At 56.2% G+C, this 24,661-nt stretch carries 20 protein-coding genes and 1 pseudogene; 10 read left to right on the forward strand and 11 right to left on the reverse strand.

Features of this window, described 5'->3' with window-relative positions; translation table 11 throughout:
* Positions 1-108: 108 nt before the first annotated feature.
* Positions 109-2,343: a hypothetical protein gene (locus LW884_10165; GenBank protein ID MCE3008693.1), complete on the reverse strand. Its 2,235-nt coding sequence runs from the start codon at positions 2,341-2,343 to the stop codon at positions 109-111.
* 228 nt (positions 2,344-2,571) lie between these two features.
* Between LW884_10165 and LW884_10170 the strand changes: the two are divergent.
* Positions 2,572-2,870, forward strand: a pseudogene (locus LW884_10170) (sodium:calcium symporter).
* A 677-nt stretch (positions 2,871-3,547) separates the two neighbouring features.
* On the opposite strand, the gene LW884_10175 reads toward LW884_10170, so the two are convergent.
* Both LW884_10175 and LW884_10180 read right to left on the reverse strand, forming a co-directional pair.
* The gene (locus LW884_10175) at positions 3,548-4,642 is read right to left on the reverse strand and encodes a bifunctional 3-deoxy-7-phosphoheptulonate synthase/chorismate mutase type II (GenBank protein ID MCE3008694.1); all 1,095 of its coding nucleotides are present in this window, start codon (positions 4,640-4,642) and stop codon (positions 3,548-3,550) included.
* Positions 4,639-5,520 carry a prephenate dehydratase gene (locus LW884_10180; protein MCE3008695.1) on the reverse strand — a complete coding sequence of 294 codons (882 nt, stop codon included), beginning with the start codon at positions 5,518-5,520 and terminating at the stop codon, positions 4,639-4,641. Before LW884_10180 ends, LW884_10175 begins: the two co-directional genes overlap by 4 nt.
* A gap of 199 nt (positions 5,521-5,719) precedes the next feature.
* Between LW884_10180 and LW884_10185 the strand changes: the two genes are divergently transcribed.
* Positions 5,720-6,193, forward strand: a complete 474-nt coding sequence (locus tag LW884_10185; GenBank protein ID MCE3008696.1) for a hypothetical protein — start codon at positions 5,720-5,722, stop codon at positions 6,191-6,193.
* Here the strand turns inward: LW884_10185 and LW884_10190 are convergent.
* A complete protein-coding gene (locus LW884_10190; GenBank protein MCE3008697.1) occupies positions 6,190-7,764 on the reverse strand; it encodes a SpoIIE family protein phosphatase in 1,575 nt (524 codons plus the stop codon). The two genes, LW884_10185 and LW884_10190, sit on opposite strands and share 4 nt — an antisense overlap.
* Before the next feature lie 91 nt (positions 7,765-7,855).
* Complete coding sequence (gene lpdA, locus LW884_10195) at positions 7,856-9,247, reverse strand: dihydrolipoyl dehydrogenase (GenBank protein ID MCE3008698.1); 1,392 nt, start codon at positions 9,245-9,247, stop codon at positions 7,856-7,858.
* A gap of 164 nt (positions 9,248-9,411) precedes the next feature.
* Between lpdA and LW884_10200 the strand changes: the two genes are divergently transcribed.
* Positions 9,412-9,867, forward strand: coding sequence for a TM2 domain-containing protein (locus LW884_10200; protein MCE3008699.1), 456 nt, complete (start codon positions 9,412-9,414; stop codon positions 9,865-9,867).
* A gap of 132 nt (positions 9,868-9,999) precedes the next feature.
* Here the strand turns inward: LW884_10200 and LW884_10205 are convergent, their stop codons facing one another.
* Both LW884_10205 and nuoB read right to left on the reverse strand, forming a co-directional pair.
* Positions 10,000-10,599, reverse strand: a complete 600-nt coding sequence (locus LW884_10205) for a DUF3575 domain-containing protein (protein MCE3008700.1) — start codon at positions 10,597-10,599, stop codon at positions 10,000-10,002.
* A gap of 229 nt (positions 10,600-10,828) precedes the next feature.
* Positions 10,829-11,335 (reverse strand): NADH-quinone oxidoreductase subunit NuoB, encoded by a 507-nt coding sequence (gene nuoB / locus LW884_10210; protein ID MCE3008701.1) that lies wholly within the window; start codon positions 11,333-11,335, stop codon positions 10,829-10,831.
* Between the two features lie 115 nt (positions 11,336-11,450).
* On the opposite strand from nuoB, the gene LW884_10215 reads away from it, so the two are divergent.
* The 3 genes from LW884_10215 (at position 11,451) to dnaB (ending at position 14,998) form a co-directional block, all read left to right on the forward strand.
* The gene (locus LW884_10215; GenBank protein ID MCE3008702.1) at positions 11,451-12,044 is read left to right on the forward strand and encodes a hypothetical protein; all 594 of its coding nucleotides are present in this window, start codon (positions 11,451-11,453) and stop codon (positions 12,042-12,044) included.
* Positions 12,045-12,100: 56 nt separating this feature from the next.
* Positions 12,101-12,898 carry an enoyl-CoA hydratase-related protein gene (locus LW884_10220; protein MCE3008703.1) on the forward strand — a complete coding sequence of 266 codons (798 nt, stop codon included), beginning with the start codon at positions 12,101-12,103 and terminating at the stop codon, positions 12,896-12,898.
* Between the two features lie 546 nt (positions 12,899-13,444).
* The gene (dnaB, locus tag LW884_10225) at positions 13,445-14,998 is read left to right on the forward strand and encodes a replicative DNA helicase (GenBank protein ID MCE3008704.1); all 1,554 of its coding nucleotides are present in this window, start codon (positions 13,445-13,447) and stop codon (positions 14,996-14,998) included.
* Here dnaB and LW884_10230 read toward each other — a convergent pair.
* Both LW884_10230 and pdxH read right to left on the reverse strand, forming a co-directional pair.
* A complete protein-coding gene (locus LW884_10230; protein MCE3008705.1) occupies positions 14,982-17,504 on the reverse strand; it encodes a hypothetical protein in 2,523 nt (840 codons plus the stop codon). The two genes, dnaB and LW884_10230, sit on opposite strands and share 17 nt — an antisense overlap.
* A 99-nt stretch (positions 17,505-17,603) precedes the next feature.
* Positions 17,604-18,242, reverse strand: coding sequence for a pyridoxamine 5'-phosphate oxidase (gene pdxH, locus LW884_10235; protein MCE3008706.1), 639 nt, complete (start codon positions 18,240-18,242; stop codon positions 17,604-17,606).
* 87 nt (positions 18,243-18,329) lie between these two features.
* Here pdxH and LW884_10240 point away from each other — a divergent pair, with 87 nt between their 5' ends.
* The gene (locus LW884_10240; protein ID MCE3008707.1) at positions 18,330-18,683 is read left to right on the forward strand and encodes a divalent-cation tolerance protein CutA; all 354 of its coding nucleotides are present in this window, start codon (positions 18,330-18,332) and stop codon (positions 18,681-18,683) included.
* On the opposite strand, the gene LW884_10245 is transcribed toward LW884_10240, so the two are convergent.
* Positions 18,680-19,279 carry a DUF1684 domain-containing protein gene (locus tag LW884_10245; GenBank protein ID MCE3008708.1) on the reverse strand — a complete coding sequence of 200 codons (600 nt, stop codon included), beginning with the start codon at positions 19,277-19,279 and terminating at the stop codon, positions 18,680-18,682. The two genes, LW884_10240 and LW884_10245, sit on opposite strands and share 4 nt — an antisense overlap.
* 19 nt (positions 19,280-19,298) lie before the next feature.
* Complete coding sequence (gene queC / locus LW884_10250) at positions 19,299-19,985, reverse strand: 7-cyano-7-deazaguanine synthase QueC (protein ID MCE3008709.1); 687 nt, start codon at positions 19,983-19,985, stop codon at positions 19,299-19,301.
* A gap of 103 nt (positions 19,986-20,088) precedes the next feature.
* On the opposite strand from queC, the gene LW884_10255 reads away from it, so the two are divergent.
* The 3 genes from LW884_10255 to LW884_10265 all read left to right on the forward strand — a co-directional run.
* On the forward strand, positions 20,089-21,522 hold the full coding sequence (locus tag LW884_10255; protein MCE3008710.1) for a trypsin-like peptidase domain-containing protein: 1,434 nt from the start codon (positions 20,089-20,091) through the stop codon (positions 21,520-21,522).
* Positions 21,523-21,602: 80 nt separating this feature from the next.
* Positions 21,603-23,807: a hypothetical protein gene (locus LW884_10260; GenBank protein ID MCE3008711.1), complete on the forward strand. Its 2,205-nt coding sequence runs from the start codon at positions 21,603-21,605 to the stop codon at positions 23,805-23,807.
* 102 nt (positions 23,808-23,909) lie between these two features.
* Positions 23,910-24,661 (forward strand): glycosyltransferase (locus tag LW884_10265; GenBank protein ID MCE3008712.1); only part of this gene is annotated, 752 nt, incomplete at its 3' end.

Genomic DNA, 24,661 nt, shown 5'->3' on the forward strand with positions numbered 1-24,661 from the left:
CCATAACCTGAACTGTACCCACGGGCTGGGAGCAGAACAGCCCTGAAGCAGACTGCTGGATAGCCAAAGCCTCATCTTCCGGGTGGGGCTTTGCCGCTTCTTGCCCCACTACTTGCTGCTCATAAATTCCTTGATTCGCTTTACTGCCAGTTGGTTCTCCTCGTTGTACATGGCGTTCAGTATGTCTTGCTTCTCGCGGTCGGTCAGGTGGAAGCTAAGCGCGGCCCCCTTGAAGGTGGGGGCTGGTATGTACTGCAGCTCCACCACGTCCATCGGTACGCCCATCCAGGCCTGCGTGCGCTCCAGCATCTCATCGTTCAGGAAGTCCTTGCCCTTGCTATAGCCCGTGATAGGCCCGCCAAACATGCTTGCTATTTTGTTCAGGATCGTTTTCTTCCGGTTTTCCAATACCTTTTGCTCGCGCTGCGTATCGCGTATCAGGATCATCATTATGCCGCTGGTATTGGCCTCTATCCACTCGCGAAAGCAAAACAAAAAGCGGGTGGTGGTGTTTACCCCAAAGTTGTCCAGCACACCGGCATCCAGTACGCTGATGGCGGGCCGGGTGGGTAGCTCCACATAGGGTAGCAGGGTGGGAAAGGTGGCATTCATCCGGATGGCTGTAGTGAAGCGCAGCCCGTCTGCCCCATGCGCGGCAAAAAGCCGCTGAAAGTCTACCCCCGTTATCTCATTGCGGTAGGCGTTATTAAACTGGTGAGACTTCATCAGGTACGATACCGAGTGTGGACTGATATAGAGGTGCCTACCATCGTTGCCAATGGTGGGCGAAAAGATCATGGCGGGGATGCGCGCATGGTACTCGTCATCGCGATAGTCTTTCAGCTGTAGATCTCTTAGCTGGGGTAGGTTTTCGTTCAGCTGCCCCTCAAAGGCATAGCCCCGGTCCTTCTCGTAGGCGCGCCCCCCGTATTCCCACACCAGGTTGGGGATAAACAGGTTGGTGGTCAGGTTCAAGACGATGGGGTTTAGCAGGTCCTTGCTCACCCGCTCCAGGTGTATGGGGTCATTGGGGTTTATCTGGCTGTTGCTCAGGCTCTGGCGCACCAGCTCTCGCCAGTAGGCCACGCCTATCATCCCGCCCGAGGCACCGGTTATAAGCGCGGTTTGCCTGTGCAGTTTGCCCTCCAGCTCGGCATCCAGGGTCTGCAGGGCCCGTGTTGTCCACAGGGCGCTGCGGTTTCCGCCCCCGCTCACCGCCACCAGCACCAGCTTGGGCAGGGGCTGGCCCGGCTGCCAGTTTTTAGCCTTCCAGTTTTGCAGCATCTGCACGGTGTACAGCGAGTCGGCCTGTACGTGCTCGGGTTTGGCAATCTCGCGCAGTGCCGGGTAGTTGTAGTCTACCCATTCCTTTTCATAGTTCAGGCCAAAGGCATAGTTGTCGCCCACAAAGGGCTCGAACTGATTGATAAAAAAGGCGATGCCCAGCAGGGCCAGGATGGTGGCTGGCCCCACCTTTCGAGACCAAAAGGTAACGGCCCCGATGATCATGATCAGGAAGCTGAACAACAGCATAAAGCTGGCCGCCGCCGGTATCTTGAAGTAGGGATTGTCTTGAAAGATGCCGAGCGAGATAAGCGCCAGCAGCAGCATCACTTGCAGGATCAGGGCATTTGCCTGGTTCTGGTTTAGCACCCGGATCAGGTAGCGCAGGTCGCCTTTTATGTTCTTTTGCACCCGCTCTACTTTGGTAAACTTGACAAAGAACCAGTCTACCCGTATCAGCTGGCCCAGGGTTCTACGGGCTTCGCGCACCACCAGGCTAGGGCTGCGCAGCTCTTGCACTATTTTCTCGCCAAACAGCTTGATTACGTCCTTGTTCCGCACCGAAAAATACAGCACACTCAGGGTGGTAACCAGGATGCCACCCAGTATGGCCCCCAGCAGGTTCAGCAGGATGCGGCTCAGGTCAACCTGGTCATTGTGGCTATGGAAGCTAATGTAGGAAATGGAGTAGATGAGCCAAAAAAGAAGCGGGATAAAGCTATTGTTGATACTAAAGGTCATGAAGGGCCGGCGCTCCAGCCCCAGGAAGAAAAAGCGATACCCGTCCAGGATGTAGCACGTCATCTGAAAAGCCAGGCTGAAAATGCCAAAGCTGATGCCCAGGATAAACATGCTGGCAAAGTTTACCTGGTTCATGTACTCAGGCTCCAGAAACAGATAGCCCCCCCCCAGGTTGTTCAGTATCTGCTGGGTGATGATCAGAATAACAAACACCCAGGTAAGCAGAACAAGCTTGTGGCTGCGGATCTGGGTTAGCAGCAGCTGCATGGGTAGCGAATAACGCACCGCCCGTAGTATGTTCAGTATCCGCTCTATCATGCGCGCAAAATATCAGATCGCTATGCGTACGCTATTTATGCGTTTCTCCACGAATTTACTACGAATGAGGCCATATAAGGGATGCCTTTCTTGTCTAAACGGTGCTTATTGGCTTCTTATCGGTTTTCCTTCTTGGTTTGTTAACAAAAGAGTAGATTTAGCTAGATTTTAATTCGGGGTTTGTCTGCTTTTTGCTAATATAGCATGCAAGAAAAGCGATAGAACCGCATGTCGAACACAAAGGACGGTTGGGGCTCGCGCATGGGGCTTATCCTGGCCATGGCAGGCTGGGTGGCTTTCTGCGTTTCCTGGCGCAGGCAGAGGGGCATGGCGGCGGGGCTTTCCTGATCCCCTATCTCGTTTGCCTCATATTTATGTTTATTGGGTTGCCGCTGCTGTGGGTAGCGTGGAGCATGGGTAGGTATGGCGGCCGGTTTGGCAACCACAGCACGCCCTTCATCCTGGATACCATGGGCCACGGCAAGCTGCGGAACTACTTCGGGGTATATGGCATCTTTGCCGATGTGCCTGGTACGGTGGCGGCTATACGCAGCCAGGTAGATGGCCTGCGGGTAGACATTGCCCAGAAACCTAGCTGCTACAATACCGAGGTAGGGCGCACAAAGCGCTGTTTTAGCGAGGAGGCACCCCAGCTGCCCCCTCCCCACGATTCCACTGTGGTGGTTAAGGCCATCCGCACCTCGGCCCCCGATCGGCTGGTGGGTTCGCGGGGGCCAGGAGCATGCGGTGGCAACCGGAAAATCAGAATCAATTCCATCTTCTATGCAGATATGAGTCGTTTACGCTTGCTCAGTGTTTTTGCGGATGTATGTTATATTGTGTATTTAGCACGTCTTAAACGGAAAAGGAGCTTAGTATGAGTGGAGAAGCTATTTTCATGATGGTCACTATCCAGGTCCTGGTTACTTTTATAGCAGGCAGGTTCTTCTGGATGGTGCTGAATAGCCAAGCCAAGCCTGAGCCGGATAGCTATTCGGACAACGACCCGGAATAAAGGCTGCGGGCATATACTGCTTATCAGCCCCAGCTTCCGTTGTTAGCGGGATGGCGGTGTTGGTTTGCACGGGGGGCTCTTGTGCATAGTAGAGCTTGGTAGCCCCACGCTAAGGATGGGCAATGGGGGCGTTTGCTATAGCCCCCCCGCATCGGCGCAGGGCACCATGCCTTTTGGCGGCCCGCGCCCCTACTGGTTGCCAGGGCTTTCGGTCCGGTTCATAATCTGGTTTTGCCGGTTTATGGACTGCTCGTGTATCAGTTGAAACAGCGTTTGGCCAAAGTCGGCTTCCAGGCCCAGGTCTTGCGCCAGTTCCAGGCGGCTGCGTATCATCTCATCCCAGCGCTTCAGCTGCAGGATGGTTACCTGTTGGCGTTTCTTCAGGTGGCCAATCATCCGGCTAATGTCCATCCGCTCGGCCAGTAGGTGTATCAGCTCTTGGTCTATCTGGTCTATACGCTTTCGGTACTCTTCCATTTGTACCTCATAGCTGATTTCTTCACTCTTCTCCCGTCGCACCACCAGTCTGGCCAGTATTTCCTGTAGGTCCTCGGGCCTCAGCTGCTGTGCAGCATCGCTCCAGGCCGCTTCTGGCGTGGGGTGTGTTTCGATCATTAGTCCATCCATCTGCAGGTCCAGCGCACGCTGGCACAGCTCGGGTATGCGTGCGCGGCTGCCAGCTATGTGGCTGGGGTCGCACAGCAGGGGCAGGTTGGGCATTTGGCGTTTTAGCTCAATTGGCAGGTGCCATTGTGGTTCGTTTCGATAGGGGGTTTTTCCTGTGGTGCTGAAGCCCCGATGTATGGCGCCCAGCTGGCGGATGCCCGCCCGCTCCAGCCGTTCCAAGGCACCCATCCACAGGCCCAGGTCGGGGTTGATGGGGTTTTTTACCAGCACCGGGCCTTCATGCCCGGCCAGTGCATCTGCCACCTCCTGTACGCTGAAGGGGTTTACGGTGGTACGCGCACCCAGCCACAGCAGGTCTATGCCATGCTCCAGCGCCAGGCTGGCATGCTCGGCATTGGCTATTTCTACGGCTAGCTTGAAGCCAAATTCCTGCCGCACCCGCTGTAGCCAGGGCAGGGCCTCGGCCCCCGCGCCTTCAAACTGGCCTGGCCGTGTGCGCGGCTTCCACACCCCGGCTCTAAAGTAGCTTGCCTCTGGTATATGCTTGCGCAGCAGGCGCGCGGTTTCCAGCACTTGTTCTTCGGTTTCGGCACTGCATGGGCCGGCAATGATCAGGGGGGTGGTGGCGGGGTTCAGCCAGGGCGTTTGGGGGTTCATATTCGTTCGGGTTGGAAGGGGGCCAGGTCCGAGGCGGCATACTCGCCCAGGATGTGCAGTTGCTTCACCTTGGGGCGGATCAGCTCCAGGGCAATCTGATAATGGGTGTAGCTGTCGAAGGTGAATTCGACCCAGAAGGCAAAATCGTTGGGATACTCGGCTACGGCTATGCTTGTCAGCTTGGTCAGGTTCAGCTTGTGCAGGGCAAACACCTGTAGCACATGGGCCAGGCTACCCGGCTGGTGGGCCAGCCGGAACCAAAAGGTGGCCTTATTGGGCTGTGGTACGCTCCCCTGTTTGGCCAATACCAAAAAGCGCGTGAAGTTTTGTGTATGCGCATGCACATCTGCTGCCACCACCTGTAGCCCATAGTGCTGGCCCTGCAGGCGGCCTGCCAGGGCGGCTACGCCAGGGTCTGCCAGCTCGGCCACCCTGCGTGCTGCGTCGGCTGTATCGCTGCGCTCTATGCGTGCCAGCCGGGGATACTGCGCCAGGAATGGCTCGCACTGCTGAAAGGCATAGGGGTGTGAATAGAGGGTGTGGATGCCCGCCGGTGTAGCGCCAGCCGGTGCTAGCAGCTGTAGCTCGATCTGCAGGTAGTGCTCGCCCACAATGTGCAGCCCCCGCTGAACGATCAGGTGCAGGTTGGGCAGCATCAGGCCCACCAGGGTGTTCTCTACGGCCATGATAGCCAGGCTGGTGGTGCCCTGTCCTACGGCATCGGCTACTGCCTGGAAGCTATCGCAGTACACCGGCTCTACCTGGCCCAGGCACTGCATGGCTGCCTGGTGGTGAAAGCTGGCTTCGCCCCCTAGTAGTGCCACGCGCACGTCTGCCCTACTGGACAGGGCGATATGGGGTGCTAGCTGCTGTTTCATGCTGCAAAGATAGTCTGAGATCGGCGCCACAACATATTGTGTGTTGCTATTTTTTTGATAATCAGCAGACTAACGATCGTTCATTTGTATCTGGATGCTTATGTTTGTTGAGATCCTGTTTCCGCTATGTCGGCAGGATGGATGCACAGTTGCCTCGTTTTGTGCTTGTTCCTATGCCAGCATTTTGTAATGTTGCACCATGGAGCTGCTGGAATGCTTAACACAGGCCCAGGCCGTCTGGCTCTCGGGGCGGCTCCCTTCGCCCTGGCTCCAGCAGGCCATTCAGCAGGCTGAGCAGCCTGGTGCCTCCACCTGGATCTGTGGGCCACAGGGTACAGAGTTTGCCCTGTTTGCCCAGCTTTGCACGCGTCTGGCTCATCCGGCAGTGCCCGGCCAGCAGGCCCACCGGCCCCAGCAGCTGCATTTTCTTACCGCCACCGCTCCGCAGGCGGGTGCCTGCTGGATCCCCCCACTGAGGGAACGTAAGGATGACCTGGTGGTGTGGGCCAGGTTTGCGGCCGATTGCCTGAACAAGCAGTTGGAGGAGTCGGCCCTCAACTACCTGCAGCGGCAGGACTGGCCCGGCAATACCCAGGAGCTGTTGGCCCATGTGGCGGCCTGCGCTCATCGCAGCACGCAGCCACTGCTCCAGCTGGCGGATGTGGTGGCCTAGAGCCGCACCCCAATTACCAGGATGTCATCCAGCTGCTTTTCATCCCCTTTCCAGGTTTCAAAGGCATCGTTGAGGATCTCTTGCTGCAGGCCAATGTCCAGCCGGTACAGGTCGGCCAGTAGCTGCTTGAAGCGCTTGTTCAGAAACTTCCGGTGCATACGCCCGCCAAACTGATCGGCAAAACCGTCGGTGCTGATGTAGAAGGTGTCGCCGGGCTCCAGTTTGATGGAATGCGTGGTGTAGGGCCCATGTATGTTGTTTTTGCCTCCAATGGGGTATTTGTCTCCCCGGATCTCTTTCAGCTCGCGCCCCTGCACATAGTGCAGGGGGCGGTTGGCCCCGGCAAAGCTAAGGGTATGGGTTTTTCGATCCAGGCTGCACAGGGCAATGTCCATCCCGTCTGCCGCATCACTGTTGGGGTCCATCTGGTTCAGCATCTGCACCACCCGTTCATCCAGGGTATCCAGGATAATGCCCGGTACGTACTGCTGCCCTTCGCGTATAATGTTGTTTAGCAGGGTGTTTCCCAGCACACTCATAAAGGCCCCGGGCACCCCATGCCCAGTACAGTCTACCGCTGCTAGTATGGTAACGTCTCCGCGGGTCATGTACCAGTAGAAGTCTCCAGACACGATGTCCTTGCTCCGGTAATAGATGAAGCTATTGGGTAGCCCTTTCTTGATATCGGCCATGGCGGGCATAATGGCGGTTTGTATACGCTTGGCGTATTCCAGGCTGTCCAGTATGGCTCCATTATTGCGCTCTATGAGCTCATTGGCCTGCTGCAGGCGTTCGTTTTGCTGTTTTACGCTGGCATTTGCCTGCTCCAACAGCTCATAGGCCCTGCCATTGCCAATGGCGATGGCGGTATAGCTGGCCAGGATACGCAGAAAGCTCAGGTGCTCGTGGGTATAGGCGTTTTTTGCAAAGCTCTGTACCGAGATGACCCCCAGCAGCTCTCCGCGCAGCATAAGGGGCACGTACAGGATCGACTCGGGCTTGTGGCCCTGCAGGGCGGTGGGTGCTTGTAGCTGGAAGCGGGTGTACTCTTCGTCCAGGTTGTTGATAAACACCTCGGTCTGGTTTCGTATGGAGTAGCTGCCCAGTGTAGCGCGGCTGAGGGGCTGAAACATCACGGGCTGCCGCTCGCCCTTTTCCATAATGTACTTAAATTCAATTAGCTCTGTATCCGGGTGATACAGATTTACGGCAAAGATTTCTGCGTCCATCAGCATGTTCACCTGTTCGTACAGGTTTTCGAACACCTCCTCCAGGTCCAGGGTGGTAGTCAGCTCCTGGCCTATGCGGCTCATGATGGTGAAGTCTTGGTACGACTTCTCCAACTCTTCTACTTTTTTCTGGATCACCAGCCGCTGGTTTAGCACCACCTGGGCTCGCTCGTCCATTTTGCGCTGCATCTCCAGGTTTAGCTGGCGCAGCTGGCTCAGGTGTCCGTGTTTCCACCTATATACAGCCCCGCCGGCCAGGCAGGCTAGCCCCATTACCAGCCACCAGGTATCGGCCAGTGCCTCGTACAAGAGCAGGCTGTGCAGTAGGTGCGTATCTGGCACAAAAAAATCTGGCACAAAAAAAGGCGCCCCTGTTTGGGCGCCTGCCAATATGCATAAAAATCGTAAATACAACTACCTATTTGTAGTTGAATTATAGGTGAATAACTTCATCATAGGCGGCAGCTGCGGCCTCCATGATGGCTTCGCTCATGGTGGGGTGGGGGTGTACGGCTTTTATCAGCTCGTGGCCGGTGGTCTCCAGCTTGCGTGCCACCACCAGTTCCGCTATCATGTCGGTTACGCCTGCCCCTAGCAGGTGGGCGCCCAGCAGTTCGCCATACTTGGCATCGAAGATCAGCTTTACAAACCCGTCTTTCTTGCCTGCCGCACTGGCCTTGCCGGATGCGCTGTAGGGAAACTTGCCAATCTTCAGCGTATAGCCGGCCTCTTTGGCTTTTTCCTCCGTTAGGCCTACCGAGGCTACTTCGGGCTGGCTGTAGGTACAGTTGGGTATATTGCCGTAGTCTAGTGGCTCGGGGCTATGGCCCGCTATTTTCTCTACACAGATTATCCCCTCGGCGCTGGCAACGTGGGCCAGGGCAGGCCCATGGGTACAGTCGCCTATGGCATATATACCTTCTACGTTCGTTTTGTAGTAGGGGTCGGTGTCTATTTTACCGTTGCTTAGCTTAATGCCCAGGGCCTCCAGGCCCAGGTCTTCCACATTGGCTACAATGCCTACCGCGCTTAGCAGTACATCGGCCTCCAGTACTTCTTTGCCTTGCTGGGTTTCTATGGTCACCTTCACACCGGTTCCGGTCTTCTCCACCTGCGTTACCTTGCTGGCAGTCAGGATGTTCATGCCCCGTTTTTTGTATATTTTCTCCAGGGTGGTACTCACCTCCTTGTCTTCCAGGGGTACAATTCGGTCCAGATACTCCACCAGGGTAACCTCGGTGCCTATGGCGTTGTAGAAGTAGGCAAACTCGGTGCCTATGGCCCCACTGCCCATTACGATCATTTTTTTGGGCTGCTTGGGCAGGGTCATGGCCTCGCGGTAGCCAATGATTTTCTGGCCGTCTATCTCCATGCCTGGCAGGTTTCGGCTACGGCCGCCCGTAGCTACTATGATGTGCTGGGCGCTGTAGGTGGTGCTTTTCCCGTCTTTTCCGGTTACCAGCACCTGCTTCTGTTTGTCCAGCCGGGCGGTGCCCTCCAGTACGGTGATCTTGTTTTTCTTCATCAGGAACTGTACGCCCTTGCTCATGCCATCGGCTACGCCTCGGCTGCGCTTTATCATGCCGGCAAAGTCTCCCTTGTATTCTTTTACCTCAAAGCCGTAGTCCTTTGCATGGCTCAGATAGTCGGCCACTTCGGCACTCTTTAGCAGCGCCTTGGTGGGGATGCATCCCCAGTTCAGGCAGATGCCACCCAGGTTTTCGCGTTCTACCACAGCGGTTTTAAGGCCCAGCTGACTGGCGCGTATGGCAGCCACATAGCCACCCGGTCCACTTCCGATTACGATCAGGTCAAATTTTTCCATTTCAGACACTCTTATCAGTTGAAGCGCGAATATACAGCTTTTCGCCAGCCTGATTTTTTTTGTGTGGCTGCACAATATACCCGGTGTTGTTATCGTCTATGATTTGATTATCGACGTTAACTAAATGATTTATGGTATATAGATTTGCGTAATTTTTTTATTTTATGTATTTATTGAAGTCCATCAAAACCATGCTAGCCATCGTGGTAGCCACTAGCGGCCTAGCTATCTCGTCTGTTCATGCCAGCGTTTCCTACGCCGGTGTACCCACCCATCATCAGCCGGATATGTTTTTGGCAGATCAGCCTGCCCTGCAGGCCCAGCCCGAAACAGTGGCCGGGGAAAGGGACAGGCAGCGTGAGCAGGCAGACCCCAAGGAGAAGGATAAACCGAAAAAAACAAAGCAGCCTGGCGAACGGGATAACCAGCTCTCAGCCATTATCCTGGCAGGCTTTGGCGGCCAGGTAGGCCTGCACCGCTACTACCTGGGCTACACCTGGCAGGGCGTAGTACAGACCGCTACGCTTGGCGGCTTTGGGGTATGGGCACTTATCGACCTGTACCGCATTGCCAATGGCACGCTGAAGCCCAAGGGCCGTGAATACGGGCGTAAGCTCTAGCACGGCCAGGCACAAAGGCTGTATGAGTATGTATTGTGTTTGATGAACACATATAGGTTTGAGACTACTCATGCAAAAACAGGGCTGCATTGCAGCCCTGTTTTCATTTATTCGCGCCGGGGCATCTGCCAGCTAGAAGGCAACCCCCAGCGTGGTGCCAAAGCGGATGCCGAAGCCATTTATCGAGCGTACCTCAATTTCTGAATTGTTTTCGTCCCTTCCATCCTCGTAGCTAACGCTACCACTGTTATAGGACGGGCCCAGGTAAATGTCAAACATTACCCGTTTGCCAAATATCCACTGATAACCGGCTAGTACGCCCCCGCCAAAGGTGCTGAATGTAGCCTTCTCGGTTTGCTCCCGTTCTACAATGCCACCCGAAGCGTTAATGGCTACTTCGGTATAGTCGGCCTCTAGCCTAAAGGTCTGGTAGCGCAAGAATGGCGCTACATAAAAGCCCTGCATGGCCCCTTTGTCCATCACGTAGAAGCGAAACTCGGGCGTAACGCCAAAGCCGCTGAAGCGGGTATCTGCCGTGTTGAGGCCGAAGGTGTAGAACACCCCCAGCTGGGCACTTAGGTTGTCGTTTACCGAGCGCTCGTAAAAGCCCGAAACGGTGCGCACAAATGGACTGAGCAGATTGAGCTTGACGCCATTTTTCAGGTCTTGCGCCCGGCCTAGGCCAGGTAGGGCCAGCAGGACGATGAGGAAGAGAAATTGTAGTTTTTTCATAAAAATTGGGAAAAATTTTTTGGATAAGGCAGCCTAACCAAAAGGCGTGCCAAAAGGCCCAAGCTGAGGGGCTGCTATGGCAAGTATACCGGTAGCATGTAGTAGCCGGGGGTGTACGGCACTGTGCACAGGGTGCCGGGCAGGCATGGGTATGTACAGGCTTGCGCGGAGACTAGGGGGCATTTCCTCTCCCCCCCCCGCTGGCAGTGTATGCCGGTGCTCGGCTGGCTTAGCGCCGTTCGGACACAAAGCCAGCATTTAGCAGGCTTTCGTGGCGTATTTTCTCTTGCAGCTTCAGTATGCCGCCTATCAGGGCCTCCGGGCGGGGTGGGCAGCCCGGTACATACACGTCTACGGGTATTATGCGGTCTACCCCCTTCACCACATGGTAGCCATGCTGCCAGTAGGGGCCCCCACAGTTGCTACAGCTGCCCATGCTGATGACGTAGCGTGGCTCGGCCATCTGCTCATACAGGCGGCGTATGCGGTCGGCCATCTTGAATACCACGGTACCGGCCACAATCATTACATCACTCTGGCGCGGGCTGCCACGGGGAAACACCCCGAAACGCTCCAGGTCGTAGTGGCTGGCATTGGCCGCCATCATCTCTATGGCGCAGCACGCCAGGCCAAAGCCCATGGGCCACAGGCTGCTCAGCCGTGCCCAGTTGATCAGGTCATCCAGGCGAGTTACCACGATGTTATCCTTCGCCAGCTGCTGGTCTAGTAGCGCCATGTGCGAATATAGCGTACAAACCCCATGCAGCTAGCTGCGCACCTCACCTATCTCGCCTTATTTTTGTTGTTCCGTTCCCGGCCGCTGTTGGCCGGCACCGTTCGGTTCGCTACGCATGCAGTACAGGTTATCTCGCTGGCTCTCCATCCTCCTGAACCCCAACACCCTGCAGCTGCTGGGTGCCCTGTACTGGCAGCCACGCGCCAGTGGGGCCTTTGTGCTGTGCGCGGTGGCCCTGCTGCTTCTGGTGCCCCTGGTGGCCTACCTGCTGTACACCCGGTATTATTTGCGCCGGGCAGATGCCCTGCAGGTATCCAGGCAAGAGCGCATCCTGCCCTTTGGGGTCAATCTGCTCTGTCTCCTGTTTTTTCAGGCTCTGTCGGGCCCGCTGCAGGCCACGCCCGAGCTGCGGCAGTATGTGTACTATCTGCTTGTCATCAATGTCTTGGGCCTGGGCGTTACTCTGTGCTACAAGGTGTCGCTACACCTGGCCGCCGCCGCTGGCCTGCTGGGCTACACGCTGTGGTGGCACCAGCTGGCAGGCCTGCCTGCATCCTGGCCAGTGCTGATAGGCCTGCCAGTGCTGGTGCCGCTGCTGGCCTGGGCCCGCTACCGCCAGCAGGCACACACGGTGGCCGAGCTGGCAGCCGGTGTACTGCTTGGGCTGTTCAGTGCTGCTGCGTATCTTGCCTGGCTGGCCGGGTGCTAGCCGCTTCCGTTTGTTCACCCCCCCCCTGTACCAGATACCCCAAACCGTACCCTGTTATGTCTAAAACCGCCCCAGTATTTGAGCACGTGCTGTATGAACTGAGTGATGGGATACTAACCCTCACGCTAAACCGGCCCGAGGTGTACAACGCCTTTAACGACCCCATGAGCTATGCCCTCATCGATGCGCTGAAGGCCGCCCGAAAGGACCCCGCGGTGCGGGTACTTGTGCTAACCGGTGCAGGAGACAAGGCCTTCTGTAGCGGCCAGGACCTGAAGGCCATAGCCGGCAAGCAGCGCAGCCTGGCAGATAGTGTAGAAAAGCGCTATAACCCCATTGCCCGCCTGCTGTATACCATAGAGAAGCCCATCATTGCGCGGGTAAATGGCGTAGCCGCTGGCGCAGGTGCAGGCATTGTGCTGGCCTGCGACCTGGCCATAGCTGCCGAGCATGCCAGCTTTGTCTTCGCTTTTGCCAACATTGGCCTGGTGCCCGATACCGCCACCAGCTTTGCACTGCCCCGCCTGGTGGGCCGCCGAAAGGCATTTGAACTGGCCACCCTGGGCAGCAAGATACCGGCAGCAGAGGCCCTGCAATATGGCTTTGTAAACCGCGTGGTGCCCGCCGACCAGCTGGATGCCACCGTGGCAGAGCTTGCCCAGCTGTACCGGGATAAAGCCCCGATTGCCATAGGGCTGATTAAGCGCATGCTGCTGAAGAGCGCCCACGCAGACCTGGAGGACATGCTGCAAATGGAGGCCTACTGCCAGCAGATAGCCGGAAGCACCGAGGACTACGCCGAAGCCGTTTCGGCCTTCAATGAGAAAAGAAAACCCCTATTTGCAGGCAAATAATTTTTGAGATAGTTTCAAGTTTTTCTTTGAAATATCAATTTTGTGTGCGAAATTTGCCTCATACTAATGGTTTATCCATTAGTATTATTGTTTGTTTGTTTGTTTGTTTGTTTGTAAAGGGTGGCATTAGCCGCCCTTTACTTTTTTTAAAAGATAGCCATAACCGCTCCGGGCTGCTCGCTCGATCCTGTGGAGCTTGGTCCGTGTCTGTCGGCCCGGCCTTGTGTCCCAGGCTCCTTAGTTTATAGTTTGGCGGGTACGATAAAACGCATAGATGAGCCAGTGGGCACTATACACGGTGTAACTGGTGGTGGAGGGTACCTCGTGGCTGTGGATAAGCCGTGGATAAGCCCCGGGTTGCTGTGGGAAAGCCCGCTGCGCCACCTTGATAACCTATCAAGCTTTGGCCCACGCCAGCGCGTATCTTTGTAGCTGTGCCCGGCTGGTGGTGCAGGTTATTGGCCAGGTATTGGTGGACGGCCTGTGAGGCCATGGCTGCGCCGGTGCCGGGGGTTTCAGATAAAAAACTGATTGTGAGTAAAATAGATGGCAGAGCCCTACCGATTGAATAGCGAAGAAACCGGCCGAAAGGCCTCTTCCGCCCGCATCCTGGAGGCGGGGGGGATGCCCCATGCCCTGGAGCTGGAGCAGGCCATACTAGGGGCAATCATGCTGGAGCGGGATGCCCTGACGCGTGTAACCGACACCCTGACGTCGGAAATGTTCTACAAGCCTGCGCATACCGACATCTACAAGGCTATGATGGAGCTGAGCAATGCCAGCGAGCCCATAGACAAGCTGACGGTGATGGAGCGGCTGAAAAAAATGGATCGGCTAGCGCAGGTGGGCGGCCCCTACTACATAGCCGAGCTGACCAGCCGGGTAGCCAGCGCGGCCAACATAGAGCACCACGCCCACATTGTGGCGCAGAAGTTTATCCAGCGCGAGCTGATCCGCATATGCCGCAATGTAGCCGACGAGGCCAGCGACGAGAGCAACGACATCTTTGACCTACTGGACAATGCCGAAAAGCAACTGTATGAACTGAGTACGGACAAGCTGCGACGCGAGAGCCTGAGCATGAGCCACCTAACGCACCGCACCATAGAGGAACTGCAGGCCCTGATAAGCAAGGGGGATGGCGTAACGGGGGTAACCAGCGGATTTGCCCAGCTGGACAAGCTGACCAGTGGCTGGCAACCCTCCGACCTGATCATCCTGGCGGCACGGCCCGCAATGGGTAAAACCGCCTTTGTGCTAAGCCTGGCGCGCAATGCCGCCATGCGCGGAAACCAGCCTGTGGCCATCTTCAGCCTGGAGATGGCAGCCACCCAGCTGGTGCGACGCCTGATCTCCAGCGAGGCCGAGATAGAGCTGCAAAAGATGCGAACCGGCCAGCTGAGCGATGCGGAGTGGAGCCAGCTGAATGACCGAATAGCCCGCATGAGCGAGGCCCCCATCTTTATAGACGATACGCCCGCCCTAAGCCTCTTTGACCTGCGGACCAAGTGCCGCCGCCTGAAAAGCCAGCACAACATCCAGATGGTTATAATAGACTACCTGCAGCTGATGACGGCCGAGAGCAAGAAGGGCGGAAACCGCGAGCAGGAGATCAGTGCCATATCCCGGGGCCTGAAGGTGCTGGCCAAGGAGCTGAGTGTGCCGATCATTGCCCTGAGCCAGCTGAGCCGCGCCCCGGAACAGCGCCCTGGAAATGACAAGCGCCCCATGCTGAGCGACTTGCGAGAGTCTGGAGCCATAGAGCAGGATGCAGACATGGTGATGTTTCTGTATCGGCCGGAGTACTACGACATGCTGGAGGATGAGGAGGGAAACAGCACCAAGGGCATGTGCGAGGTAATCATAGCCAAGCAGCGAAACGGCCCTACGGACCGGGTGAAGCTACGCTTTGTGCAGCAGTTTGCCCGCTTTGACGACTGGCAGGACGACCGGTTTAGCCCCAATATGCCCAAGTTTTATGCCAGCCCGGAGGCATCAGACTTTAGCGGCCTGCAAAAGGCCGGCGGTGGCTTTCAGATCTTTCCCAGTAAGATGAACGAGGATGACTATCAGGAGGGCGACTTTAGCGCGCCTTTCTAGCCCGCTGGCGCAGTTCGTCTCGTTCATTGCGCAGCCCTTTTTCTACCCCCTGTCTCAGGGCCTGCTTATCCAGGCTCACCTCCGGGTTATCCACCGTGCCGCGTATGCGCACCTGGGCATGTGCCCCCGCATCGGCAGCAGGCTGGGTTTCTTCCACCAGCTCGGCCACATCGGCCTGTGTGGCCTGCTGCTGCAGGCCCAGCAGGCCAGCCAGCTGCACCCGCACCCGGTAGTCCAGCAGGCCCTCCAGGTGGTGGCCCCCGCTTACCTCCAGGTGGGTACGGTTTACATACAGCTCCAGCGTATCCGTTAGCTGGAAGCGCCCGCGGCTAATCCGAAAGCGAGACTGGAAGTCTTCGAAGTTCATATTCTCAAAGCGATTGCCGATCAGCAGGCCCATCTGTCGCATAGGGGGGAAGTTGTAAATACGCAGTTGGCGCAGCTGCACCGTACCCTGGGCGCGTATGCCCTCGGTTAGGGGTTCTCCCTGGGCATCCAGGGGCGCCTGTGCTTCCATCTGCCCACTTAGCTGCCCCTGGGTGTAGGGGCCGATTACCAGAAACTCGCCTAGCTTGGGCAGTGCCACGAAGGCTTGTTTCAGGTCTATGTCTTGCAGTTTCAGCGTGGTCTGCAGGTAGGGTTCGGGCTGCTCCAGCTGGCTGAAGCTGCCCGATATTCGGCCTGCCAGTAGCTGCGCCTCGCACTGCGATACACGTAGCGCGCCTGGGCTCCAGCTGGCGCTGGCGGCCAGCTGCCGGGCCTGTAGCTGCTGCCAGCGCAGGTGCTGTATGCGCAGGTTGTCCAGCTTTAGCTGGTTGTCTTGCCAGGCTACGCCCACCTGCATGCCATCTGCCCGCAGGCTATCCCAGTTTAGCTGCTGTGCTTGCAGCTGTAGCTGCAGCTGCCAGGCCGCTTCGTGCGCATCCGGTTTTCCGGCCTGCTGCTCGGGCTTTTCCGTTTCCTTCCATAGGCCTAGCAGCTCGTTCAGGTCCAGCTGCCGGGCACTAGCCAGCAGCCGCAGTACCGGCTGCTGGCTAGTTAGGCCAGTCAGGCTGCCCTGGGCCTGCAGGTCGCTATGGGCACAGCGGGCGCTTAGCTGTTCAATCCGCAGGGTCTCGCCCTCGTAGTGCAGGCGGGCCGATAGCCCCTCTACCGGCCACCGCATGGCAGGGTGCTGCACACGGGCATCGGCCAGGGTAAGGGTAGCCCGGATCTGCAGTTCATCGGGCGGGCCCTGGCCCGATACGTCCAGGCTCAGCTGCCCATCGGCCTTTGGGTAGGAGAGCAGCTGGGGCCAGAAGAGTGCCACCGACCGGAGCGGTGCCTGGGCCTGTGCCGCTACGCTAAGCTTGGGCTGCAAAAAGTTATCGTACTGCAGGCTGGCCCGTATGGGCTGCCCACCCAGGGTGCCGGTGCAGGGCTGTAGGTGCAGGTAGGCCTTCCGCAGGTCGGGTGGTATGTAGAGGGCCAGCTCAGCACTCAGGTCCTTCAGCGCGGCCTGTGGGTAGGCCTTGGGCATCACGCTGCCCTGCCGGATGTGGGCTGATAGCTCCAGCGTGGTGCCCCCCAGGGGGCCATGGTAGCGGCCAGCCAACTGCAGTGCACCACCCAGGGTAGCCTGCTCATTCAGCTGCCTGCGGTAGGGGGCGGGCAGCAGGCTGTACAGCTGGGCCAGGGTAGTGCGCCCGGTGTTTAGCCGTACGTCTAGCGCCGGGGCAGGCAGGGGGCTGTAGTAGCCCGACAGGGTCAGCGGAATCTGCTGCAGTTGCAGCCGGGCATCTACCCGTACGTGGCCCGATGGCTGCTGCACCAGGGTGCCCGCCAGGCCGATGGCGGAGATGCGGGGTAGTACCAGTTGCCCGATTTGGGCCCGGTGCAGGCTCCCCTGGGCAGCCAGCCGGAGGGAGAGTTCTTTTCGCCGGAAGGCGCCCGATAGGGAGAGCTGTGCCAGCCGTATGGTATAGTGTTGCTGGCTGTGGTGGTCATCCAGCAGCAGTTCTGCCTCGCTTACTTCCAGTGCCTGCAGGTGCCAGTCCAGCGCTTCTTCCAGTGCCTGGTCATCTGGTCGGGGTTTCAGCAGCCGCTGGTAGTTCCATAGCCCGGTGGGGTCTCGCACCAGGCGCAGCCGGGGCCGGTGGATGCGGATGCCCTGGATGCGGTAGGCACCACCGCGCAGCAGGGATAGCAGGTTGAGCGAAACCTGTAGCTCCTGTGCCTCCAGCACGGGCCTCTGGCCCATGCCAAAGTGCCGGGCCTGCTCGGGGTGCAGGTGCACCCGCACCTGCTGCAGGCGCACACTAGCCTGCGGCCAGGTGCGTATCAGGTCCAGCTCCATCCGCTCTATGTACACCCGGCCTGCCAGGTATTGCCCTATCTGCTGCAGCAGGTAGGCTTCTACCCGCTCCTTGTACACAAAGCCCAGCGACAGCAGGCCCAGCACGAGCATGGCACCTGCCCACAGCAGGAACCAGAAGATGCGGCGGGCACTGCGCAGGCGGTTTCTCACGCCTGCAAATTAGCCACTGGCAGCGTGCCGGTGCCTAAAAGATTATGCTTCTGCACCGGGGTTCTGTACAGCGAGGTCTGTGGACGATTTTCGCCTCGCTCAGGGTGCCAGTCGGTCGATCTGCCAGCCATGGGGGGTGCGCCGGTAGTGCATCCGGTCGTGCAGGCGGCTGGGGCGTCCCTGCCAGAATTCGAACTCGTCTGGCACTAGCCGGTAGCCCCCCCAGAAGGGGGGTAGGGGGGGGTGGTCCGGGTTTTCCAGCAGGCGCTTTGTTTTTTCCACCAGGCCTTCCAGCTCGTTCCGGTCTGCCAGTATCTGGCTCTGCGGGCTGGCCCATGCACCCAGGCGCGAGGGTAGGGGGCGGCTGTGGTAGTAGGCTGCGCTTTCTGCGTCGCTCAGCCGCTCCACGGTGCCCTCTACCCGTACCTGGCGCTCCAGCTCGGCCCACCAGAAGCAGAGGGCGGCCTGTGGGCGGGCCGCCAGCTCTCTGCCTTTTCGGCTCTCGTAGTTGGTGAAAAAATGCAGCCCATGGTCTATGCCTTTTAGCAGCACCATGCGGCTGCCGGGTTTGCCATCCGGGCCCACGGTGGCCAGGTTCATGGCAGTAGGCTCGGGCACCTGGGCTGCCAGGGCGGCATCCATCCACTGCTGAAACTGCACCAGTGGATCGGGGTGGCAGTCGGCTTTATCTAGCGACTGCTTCTGGTAGTCTTCTCTGATTTCGGCTAAATTTTTCATCAATATCCTCATGAAATGAGCGTATGGCGTATGATAAATGCAATTAAAGTATATATTTAGAATAAGTATGACCAATCTTTTACAACCATGCCTTTCAAACTCATTTACATCACTACCCCTACGGTGGATTCTGCTACTGAGATAGCAGAGGCACTGCTTAGGGAGGGCTTGATAGCCTGTGCAAACATCCTGCCTGGCATGCTGAGCATGTATGAATGGGAGGGTAAGCTAAGGAAGGAGCCCGAGGCCCTGCTGCTCTGCAAGAGCACCAGCTACATGGTACCCAGGATTGTGGAGCGGGTGCGGGCACTGCACCCGCACGAGGTACCTTGTGTAACCAGTGTGCCCATCTTTGGCGGCAACCCCGACTACCTGAGTTGGGTAGGCCGCACCTGTGTGGCACACAAGCCGGACGGAGTGTCTCCTGCCCTCAAGGTTTAGGGAGCCTGTAGGGGGTAGCGTTTCTCCCCGGCCGGGATGTGTATGGGCAGCCGGTTTTCTGCCGGTGGCACGGGGCAGTGGGTGTAGGCCGCTGCGTCGTACGCGCAGTAGGGGTTGTGTGCGTAGTTAAAGTCTAGCACCACCGTGCTGTCTGCCCCCAGGCTCAGGTTCAGGTAGCGCCCACCTGGGTAGGTTTCCGCGCGGTTTGTGGCATCAAAAAAGGGTACAAACAGTGCATTGGGTCCGTTCTCAGGCTCGTGTAGCGCCTGCAGCCGGTAGGGCTTCCCATCCAGCTCGAACGCCAACCAGCCGGCCAGCCGGGGGGTGCCGGGTTGTGCAGGCGCTGGCAGCAGCCGGGCCTGTAGCCGGTATCGCGGGTCGGGTGGGTAGTGGGCTAGCCGCAGGCTGCTACGCTGAGACATGGGGATGGGCGATGGGGCATAGCTTGGTCGCTTCCAGGCCTCCAGCACCCGGGCCCGCTCGGCCAGTATCTGCTGTACATACGCCTCTTCGGTACTATCCATACTGCTTAGCACGGCTACACAAAAGAGTAGGAGTAGGCCCCCCCCGATTAACAAAAGCTTGTTTTGATTCATGGTCTGTAAGATAAACCGCTTAGCTGGTAGTCGAAAAAGCCTCGTGGTACCCCCGTGCTCGCAGCTGGCAGGCACTACAGCTGCCACAGCCATAGCCCCAGGCGTGCTTATGGCCACGGTCGCCCCGGTAGCAGCTGTGGCTGTCGTGTATCACCACCTCCAGGCAGCCCAGCCGCTGCGCCATCTGCCATATCTCGGCCTTTGTTTTGTGCATCAGGGGGGTATGTAGCTGTATGGGCTGGTCTAGCGCCAGGCCCAGGGTGCGCTGGGCACTTTCGATAAAGGGCTCGCGGCAATCGGGGTAGCCAGCATAGTCCGCCTGGTTTACCCCCAGCACGATGCTGCCAGCCCCAGCGCCCCAGGCATACATGCCTGCCAGGGTCAGAAACATCAGGTTTCGCCCGGGCACAAAGGTGCCGGGTAGTGCCTGCTCGCTGCCTATCTCGTCTTCCACCTCCTGGGTAGTATCTGTCAGGGCGTTGCGCGCAAAATACTTGCCCAGGTCGCTGTCCATTATCTGAACGGGGGTGCCGGCCCGGGCTGCTATCCGTTGGGCCTGGTCCATTTCTACCCGATGCCGCTGGGCATAGCCGATGATGAGTGCGTAAACCTTCTCAAACCGACCCAGTGCCCAGTATAGGCAGGTGGTAGAGTCTTGCCCTCCGCTGAAGAGGAGGATGGCATGGTGGGGATTTAGCTGAGGCATAGTTTTTTAGGGCTGGAGCTGGGCCGAATGAAGGTGTAACCGGGGGCTGCTACTGGCATGCAAGCGCCGATCTCTGTACCTTTGGCATCAAAAGTACGAAGGAATGAAAAAACTGAAATTCTGGGGGCCCTGGCTAGGCCTGAGTTTGGTTTTTGGCATGGCGGGTGCCTGGCTGATGCAGCAGTGGCAGGCGGGTGCACCCACACGGGCCGTACAGTTTGTGGAGGGTGGGGCACAGGGCCGGTTTGCAAACCTGGGGAGTGCACCCCAGAACTTTGCACAGGCGGCAGAGGACGCCAGTCCCTCGGTTGTGTTTATCAAGACGCTGAGCCAGTATGGTGGTGGGGGAGACGACTACTGGAGCTACTGGGATTTCTTTGGTTACCAGCGCCGTGGGCAGGTGAGTAGTGCGGGTAGCGGTGTTATCATGACCGCAGATGGCTATATTGTAACCAACAACCACGTGGTAGAGCGGGCAGACCAGGTGGAGGTGGTGCTGCCCAATAAGCACAGCTACCCGGCCAAAATAATCGGCACAGACCCGAGCACCGACCTGGCGGTGCTGAAGATAGAGGCTAAGGGCCTGAAGCCGATTACCCTGGGTAATAGCGACCAGGTGCGCACGGGCGACTGGGTGCTAGCGCTGGGCAACCCGCTGAACCTGAAGAGTACGGTTACGGCAGGCATTGTGAGTGCCAAGGGTCGGAATATCAACATCGTGAAGAGTCAGTTCCCCATCGAGAGCTTTATTCAGACCGATGCAGCCATCAATCCCGGAAACAGCGGAGGGGCCCTGGTGGATGTACAGGGGCAGCTGGTGGGCATCAATACGGCTATTGCTACCAAAACAGGTGCCTACCAGGGCTATGGCTTTGCCATCCCGGTGAACATTGTGCGCAAGGTAATAGGCGACCTGATAGACCATGGCACGGTGCAGCGGGCCTTCCTGGGTGCAGAGGTGCTGGATATAGATGCCAGCCTGGCCGACAAGCTGGTGGATGAGGACTACGGCGGTGTGTATGTTTTTCGGGTAGATGCAGGATCGGCTGCTGAGGCAGCAGGCCTACGGGCAGACGACATCATCCTGGAGCTGGATGGCGTGGCGGTAGATAGCAAGGCGGCTTTTGAAGAACAACTAGCCTACCGAAACCCGGGCGACAAGCTAGTGCTACACATAAAGCGAAAGGGCAGTACGCAGCCGCTGGCGGCCCAGCTAACAAACAGCGAGGGCACCACTGGTGTAATCAAGAACAGGACAGCTTACAGTGAGCTGCTGGGCTGCGACCTGAGCCCGCTAAGCAAGGTGGAACGTAGCCGCCTGGGGGTAGACCAGGGCTGGCGTGTAAGCAACCTGCGCTCGGGCGTAGTCAGCCGCATGGGCCTGCCCGAGGGCTTCGTCATCCTGAGCATAAACCGCGAAGTACCCGAAACGGCCCAGCAGCTGGAAGACCTGATAAAGGGAACACGTGGTCGGCTGATCCTGGAGGGGATAAACCCCAACGGAAGCCGGGGCACCTATAGCTTCTATTCGTATTAATAAGCGTGTATGCTCGGCAATAGCTTTCTTTGTATCTGCCAGGGGTATTTGCATGTTTGTAGTTTTAAAATTCTTCTTCCATGACTGTTCTTGATAGATATCTAACACCTGAGATGAAAAAAGGCTGGCAGTGTGTACTGCTTGCCACATTCGTCTATCTTTTGATTTTTGGTGGAACCCTGTTTCACCCCTTTGAGCCAATGCCTTTTCATAAAGGTGGCGATGGACTGAAGAATATGTATGCTCCGGTTTATCACATCGATCATGGTAAGTCGGCCTTTCATTTTGATGGAATGCTCTACCCCTATGGCGAGCACTTAATCTTTACAGATGGACAGCCTCTGATTACCTCTTCCATGTATTACCTGGCAAAAATAGGCTTGGTAGAGGGTTCAGATTTTATTATCGTACAGCAGTATGCCTATTTCCTATTTTATCTAATAGGCTGCTATTTTCTGTGTCTCCTTTTCCTAAAGCTTAATTTACCTGATTGGCTCAGTATATTACTTTCAATTGGGATTATTTTGGCCTCTCCCCAATGGTTTCGGATGCACGGGCATCATGCACTTACCTATGTGGGAATCCCTGTTTTAATGATCTGGTGGGCCTACAGGCAGACAGAGAACCCAAAGTTATGGCGGTGGTTTCTCATCGCGCTTATGGTATTCCTTTTCATGGGGCTTCATCCCTACTATGGCATTATTGGTTTGGTTTTTTATCTTAGCTTTACCTTATTATTTTTTACCCAACAGCGCGCCCATCGGCTCCAATGGCTTTTGGGAGGTTTTTCCGCGGGCCTCTTGCCCATTCTACTGTTCAGGATTTTTACCGCTATAACAGATGATGCTTCCCTGCGTTCTCCAGACCCATGGGGTTTTTTTTATTATCGTAGTTATTGGCCTACTCTTTTTCTTCCGCCGAAACAGGAATGGCTAGAAAAATACGTACAGTGGCATTGGGCTTGGGATTTCGAGGGATGGGTCTACGTGGGTATACCTGCTACACTCGTTTTGCATGTACTTCTTATCAGGCTTCTTTGGCGCCGACGGTTGGATCATCCGGTGATGTGGCGCTGGTATGGGGTAATTATTATTGGATTGCTCATCAGCGCCGGTATCCCCTTTGTACTGGGTCTTGATTTTTTGTTGGATTTTTTCCCATTCTCATTTGTTAAGCAATTCAGAAGCCCCGGCCGGATAGCCTGGATAGCCTATTACCTAGCTGGTCTTTTCAGTGTAATAGTAGTTTTTAGATGGGCAGTTAACTATCGGGTATGGGGTTTAATCATGCCTATTCTCATCGGATGCGTGAGCCTACAGGCGTACTGGACTCTTAAAAAAACCTTTGAGGCTATAACTCCCATAGATACGCATAGAGATTTCTTATTTAAGCCAGACACCTTACAAACACTAGGAGTTAGCAAGAAAGAGTATAATGCAATTTTCTCTATTCCCATGGGTGCTAGTGTGGGGTCAGAGCACTTAAAAATAGCGGAAAGTGATTATTTCTGCACACAAGTGTATGTTCTAGCCTACAAATTGGGCCTACCGGCAATTAATTATAGTTCTGCTCGTACTTCCCTTCTTGATGCCTGGGAGGTCAATCGATTTTACTATCCACATACGGCAGAAAAGCCAGAATTATTCAAGTATTTAAGAAAAAATTCGCTGATAGTCTTTTATCATGATCATCCGGCTACAGCCTGGCAAAAACAATTACTGGCGCATGCTACTAAAATTCATCAGGAAGGGCAATTCACCTACCTTTCTCTCAGCTCTAGTCAGTTGCGGGCAGCCTGGAATGCCTACACAACTGCCGATACACTCTTTCAAACTGAATCCTATTGTTTAGGAGACTGCGGCGAAAGTGCCCAGCAGACACTTGGAAAGACAGGTTTCATGGCCCCCAAGTATCTGAGCTTACCAGCCTTCAAACTTTCTACGGAGATAAAGCAGCCTGTTTTGCGCTTCTGGTATTTTGCTAAGGGCTATCCACTACAGGAAACCAAGGCGAACATCCGTATACATCGTCCCGGAAATGCACCGAAGGCGTCAACAATGGAGCTACAAGGACATGTTTCGACCTTCGATGATACGTATGTTCTGGTCGAGCTTCCACTCTCAGACGCACTGCGTCAGGGTGACAGGGTACAGCTATCGCTTGAAAACCCGAGATCAAAATTACCTTTACAGGTGAACCGGGTAACTTTGTCGGAGATTGATGAACCAACAGGTAGAAAGTTGAAGAGCGGCGTTTGGATTAACAATCTATTTTATCCAAGTTAGCGGTATGCTTGTTTTTTGTAGATTAGTGAACTATATAAAGGCATAAATTTGGGCCTAACTAGCTGTTGCTGTTTTTTTCTGATTTTTCTGATTTTTCTGATTATGACTACAGGCAAAAGTTTGCTAATCATACCCTGCTACAATGAAAGTCTGCGGCTACCTCAGTCCGACCTTTTGGCTTTTCTGGATCATCAAGATGTTATTGACTTGCTACTTGTAAACGACGGCAGTACTGACGATACGCTTCTCGTTTTGCAACGGTTTCAGTCTGGGTCGAAAGCCTCATCGCGCATTCACGTACTAGATCTCGGCCAAAATGGTGGAAAGGCAGAGGCAGTGCGTAGGGGAATGCTATATGCCTACGAGCAGCTACCCGCTTATGAACTCATAGGATTCTGGGATGCAGATGGAGCTGTTGCCTGGATGGAGGCGCTCGATTTTAGAAATATACTGATAGAGAAGCCGGATCTCCTCATGGTAATGGGCTGTAGAGTCCGACGAATGGGAGCCAGAATTGAGCGAACAACAGCTCGTCACATAGCAAGCCGGGTAATAGCCACAATTATTAGCAATATTCTCATGCTTCCTGTCTATGATACACAGTGTGGGGCGAAGCTGCTGCGCAGGGCAGTAATTCCCGCCTTATTCAGCACGCCTTTTCATTCCAGGTGGCTTTTTGATGTGGAGATGATAGCTCGCTTAATAATTGATGTAGGGTACACAAAAATAGGACAGACTCTATACGAGCATCCATTGAAAACTTGGTTGCATATGGGGGGAAGCAAAATATCCCTATTTAGCATGCTAAAGGTGCCTCGCGACTTATTTATGGAGTACAAAAGCTATCATTTTCG

The sequence above is a fragment of the Bacteroidota bacterium genome, from assembly GCA_021300195.1.
Lineage (GTDB): Bacteria > Bacteroidota > Bacteroidia > J057 > JAJTIE01 > JAJTIE01.

Excerpts from the sequence above, each read along its gene's own strand:
- LW884_10175 (MCE3008694.1), bottom strand. The coding sequence starts at position 4,642 with ATGAACCCCCAAACGCCCTGGCTGAACCCCGCCACCACCCCCCTGATC.
- LW884_10180 (MCE3008695.1), bottom strand. The coding sequence starts at position 5,520 with ATGAAACAGCAGCTAGCACCCCATATCGCCCTGTCCAGTAGGGCAGAC.
- LW884_10220 (MCE3008703.1), top strand. The coding sequence starts at position 12,101 with ATGTCTAAAACCGCCCCAGTATTTGAGCACGTGCTGTATGAACTGAGT.
- lpdA (MCE3008698.1), bottom strand. The coding sequence starts at position 9,247 with ATGGAAAAATTTGACCTGATCGTAATCGGAAGTGGACCGGGTGGCTAT.
- LW884_10215 (MCE3008702.1), top strand. The coding sequence starts at position 11,451 with ATGCAGTACAGGTTATCTCGCTGGCTCTCCATCCTCCTGAACCCCAAC.
- LW884_10200 (MCE3008699.1), top strand. The coding sequence starts at position 9,412 with ATGTATTTATTGAAGTCCATCAAAACCATGCTAGCCATCGTGGTAGCC.
- LW884_10260 (MCE3008711.1), top strand. The coding sequence starts at position 21,603 with ATGACTGTTCTTGATAGATATCTAACACCTGAGATGAAAAAAGGCTGG.
- queC (MCE3008709.1), bottom strand. The coding sequence starts at position 19,985 with ATGCCTCAGCTAAATCCCCACCATGCCATCCTCCTCTTCAGCGGAGGG.
- LW884_10240 (MCE3008707.1), top strand. The coding sequence starts at position 18,330 with ATGCCTTTCAAACTCATTTACATCACTACCCCTACGGTGGATTCTGCT.
- LW884_10205 (MCE3008700.1), bottom strand. The coding sequence starts at position 10,599 with ATGAAAAAACTACAATTTCTCTTCCTCATCGTCCTGCTGGCCCTACCT.
- LW884_10245 (MCE3008708.1), bottom strand. The coding sequence starts at position 19,279 with ATGAATCAAAACAAGCTTTTGTTAATCGGGGGGGGCCTACTCCTACTC.
- pdxH (MCE3008706.1), bottom strand. The coding sequence starts at position 18,242 with ATGAAAAATTTAGCCGAAATCAGAGAAGACTACCAGAAGCAGTCGCTA.
- LW884_10255 (MCE3008710.1), top strand. The coding sequence starts at position 20,089 with ATGAAAAAACTGAAATTCTGGGGGCCCTGGCTAGGCCTGAGTTTGGTT.
- dnaB (MCE3008704.1), top strand. The coding sequence starts at position 13,445 with ATGGCAGAGCCCTACCGATTGAATAGCGAAGAAACCGGCCGAAAGGCC.
- LW884_10185 (MCE3008696.1), top strand. The coding sequence starts at position 5,720 with ATGGAGCTGCTGGAATGCTTAACACAGGCCCAGGCCGTCTGGCTCTCG.
- nuoB (MCE3008701.1), bottom strand. The coding sequence starts at position 11,335 with ATGGCGCTACTAGACCAGCAGCTGGCGAAGGATAACATCGTGGTAACT.
- LW884_10165 (MCE3008693.1), bottom strand. The coding sequence starts at position 2,343 with ATGATAGAGCGGATACTGAACATACTACGGGCGGTGCGTTATTCGCTA.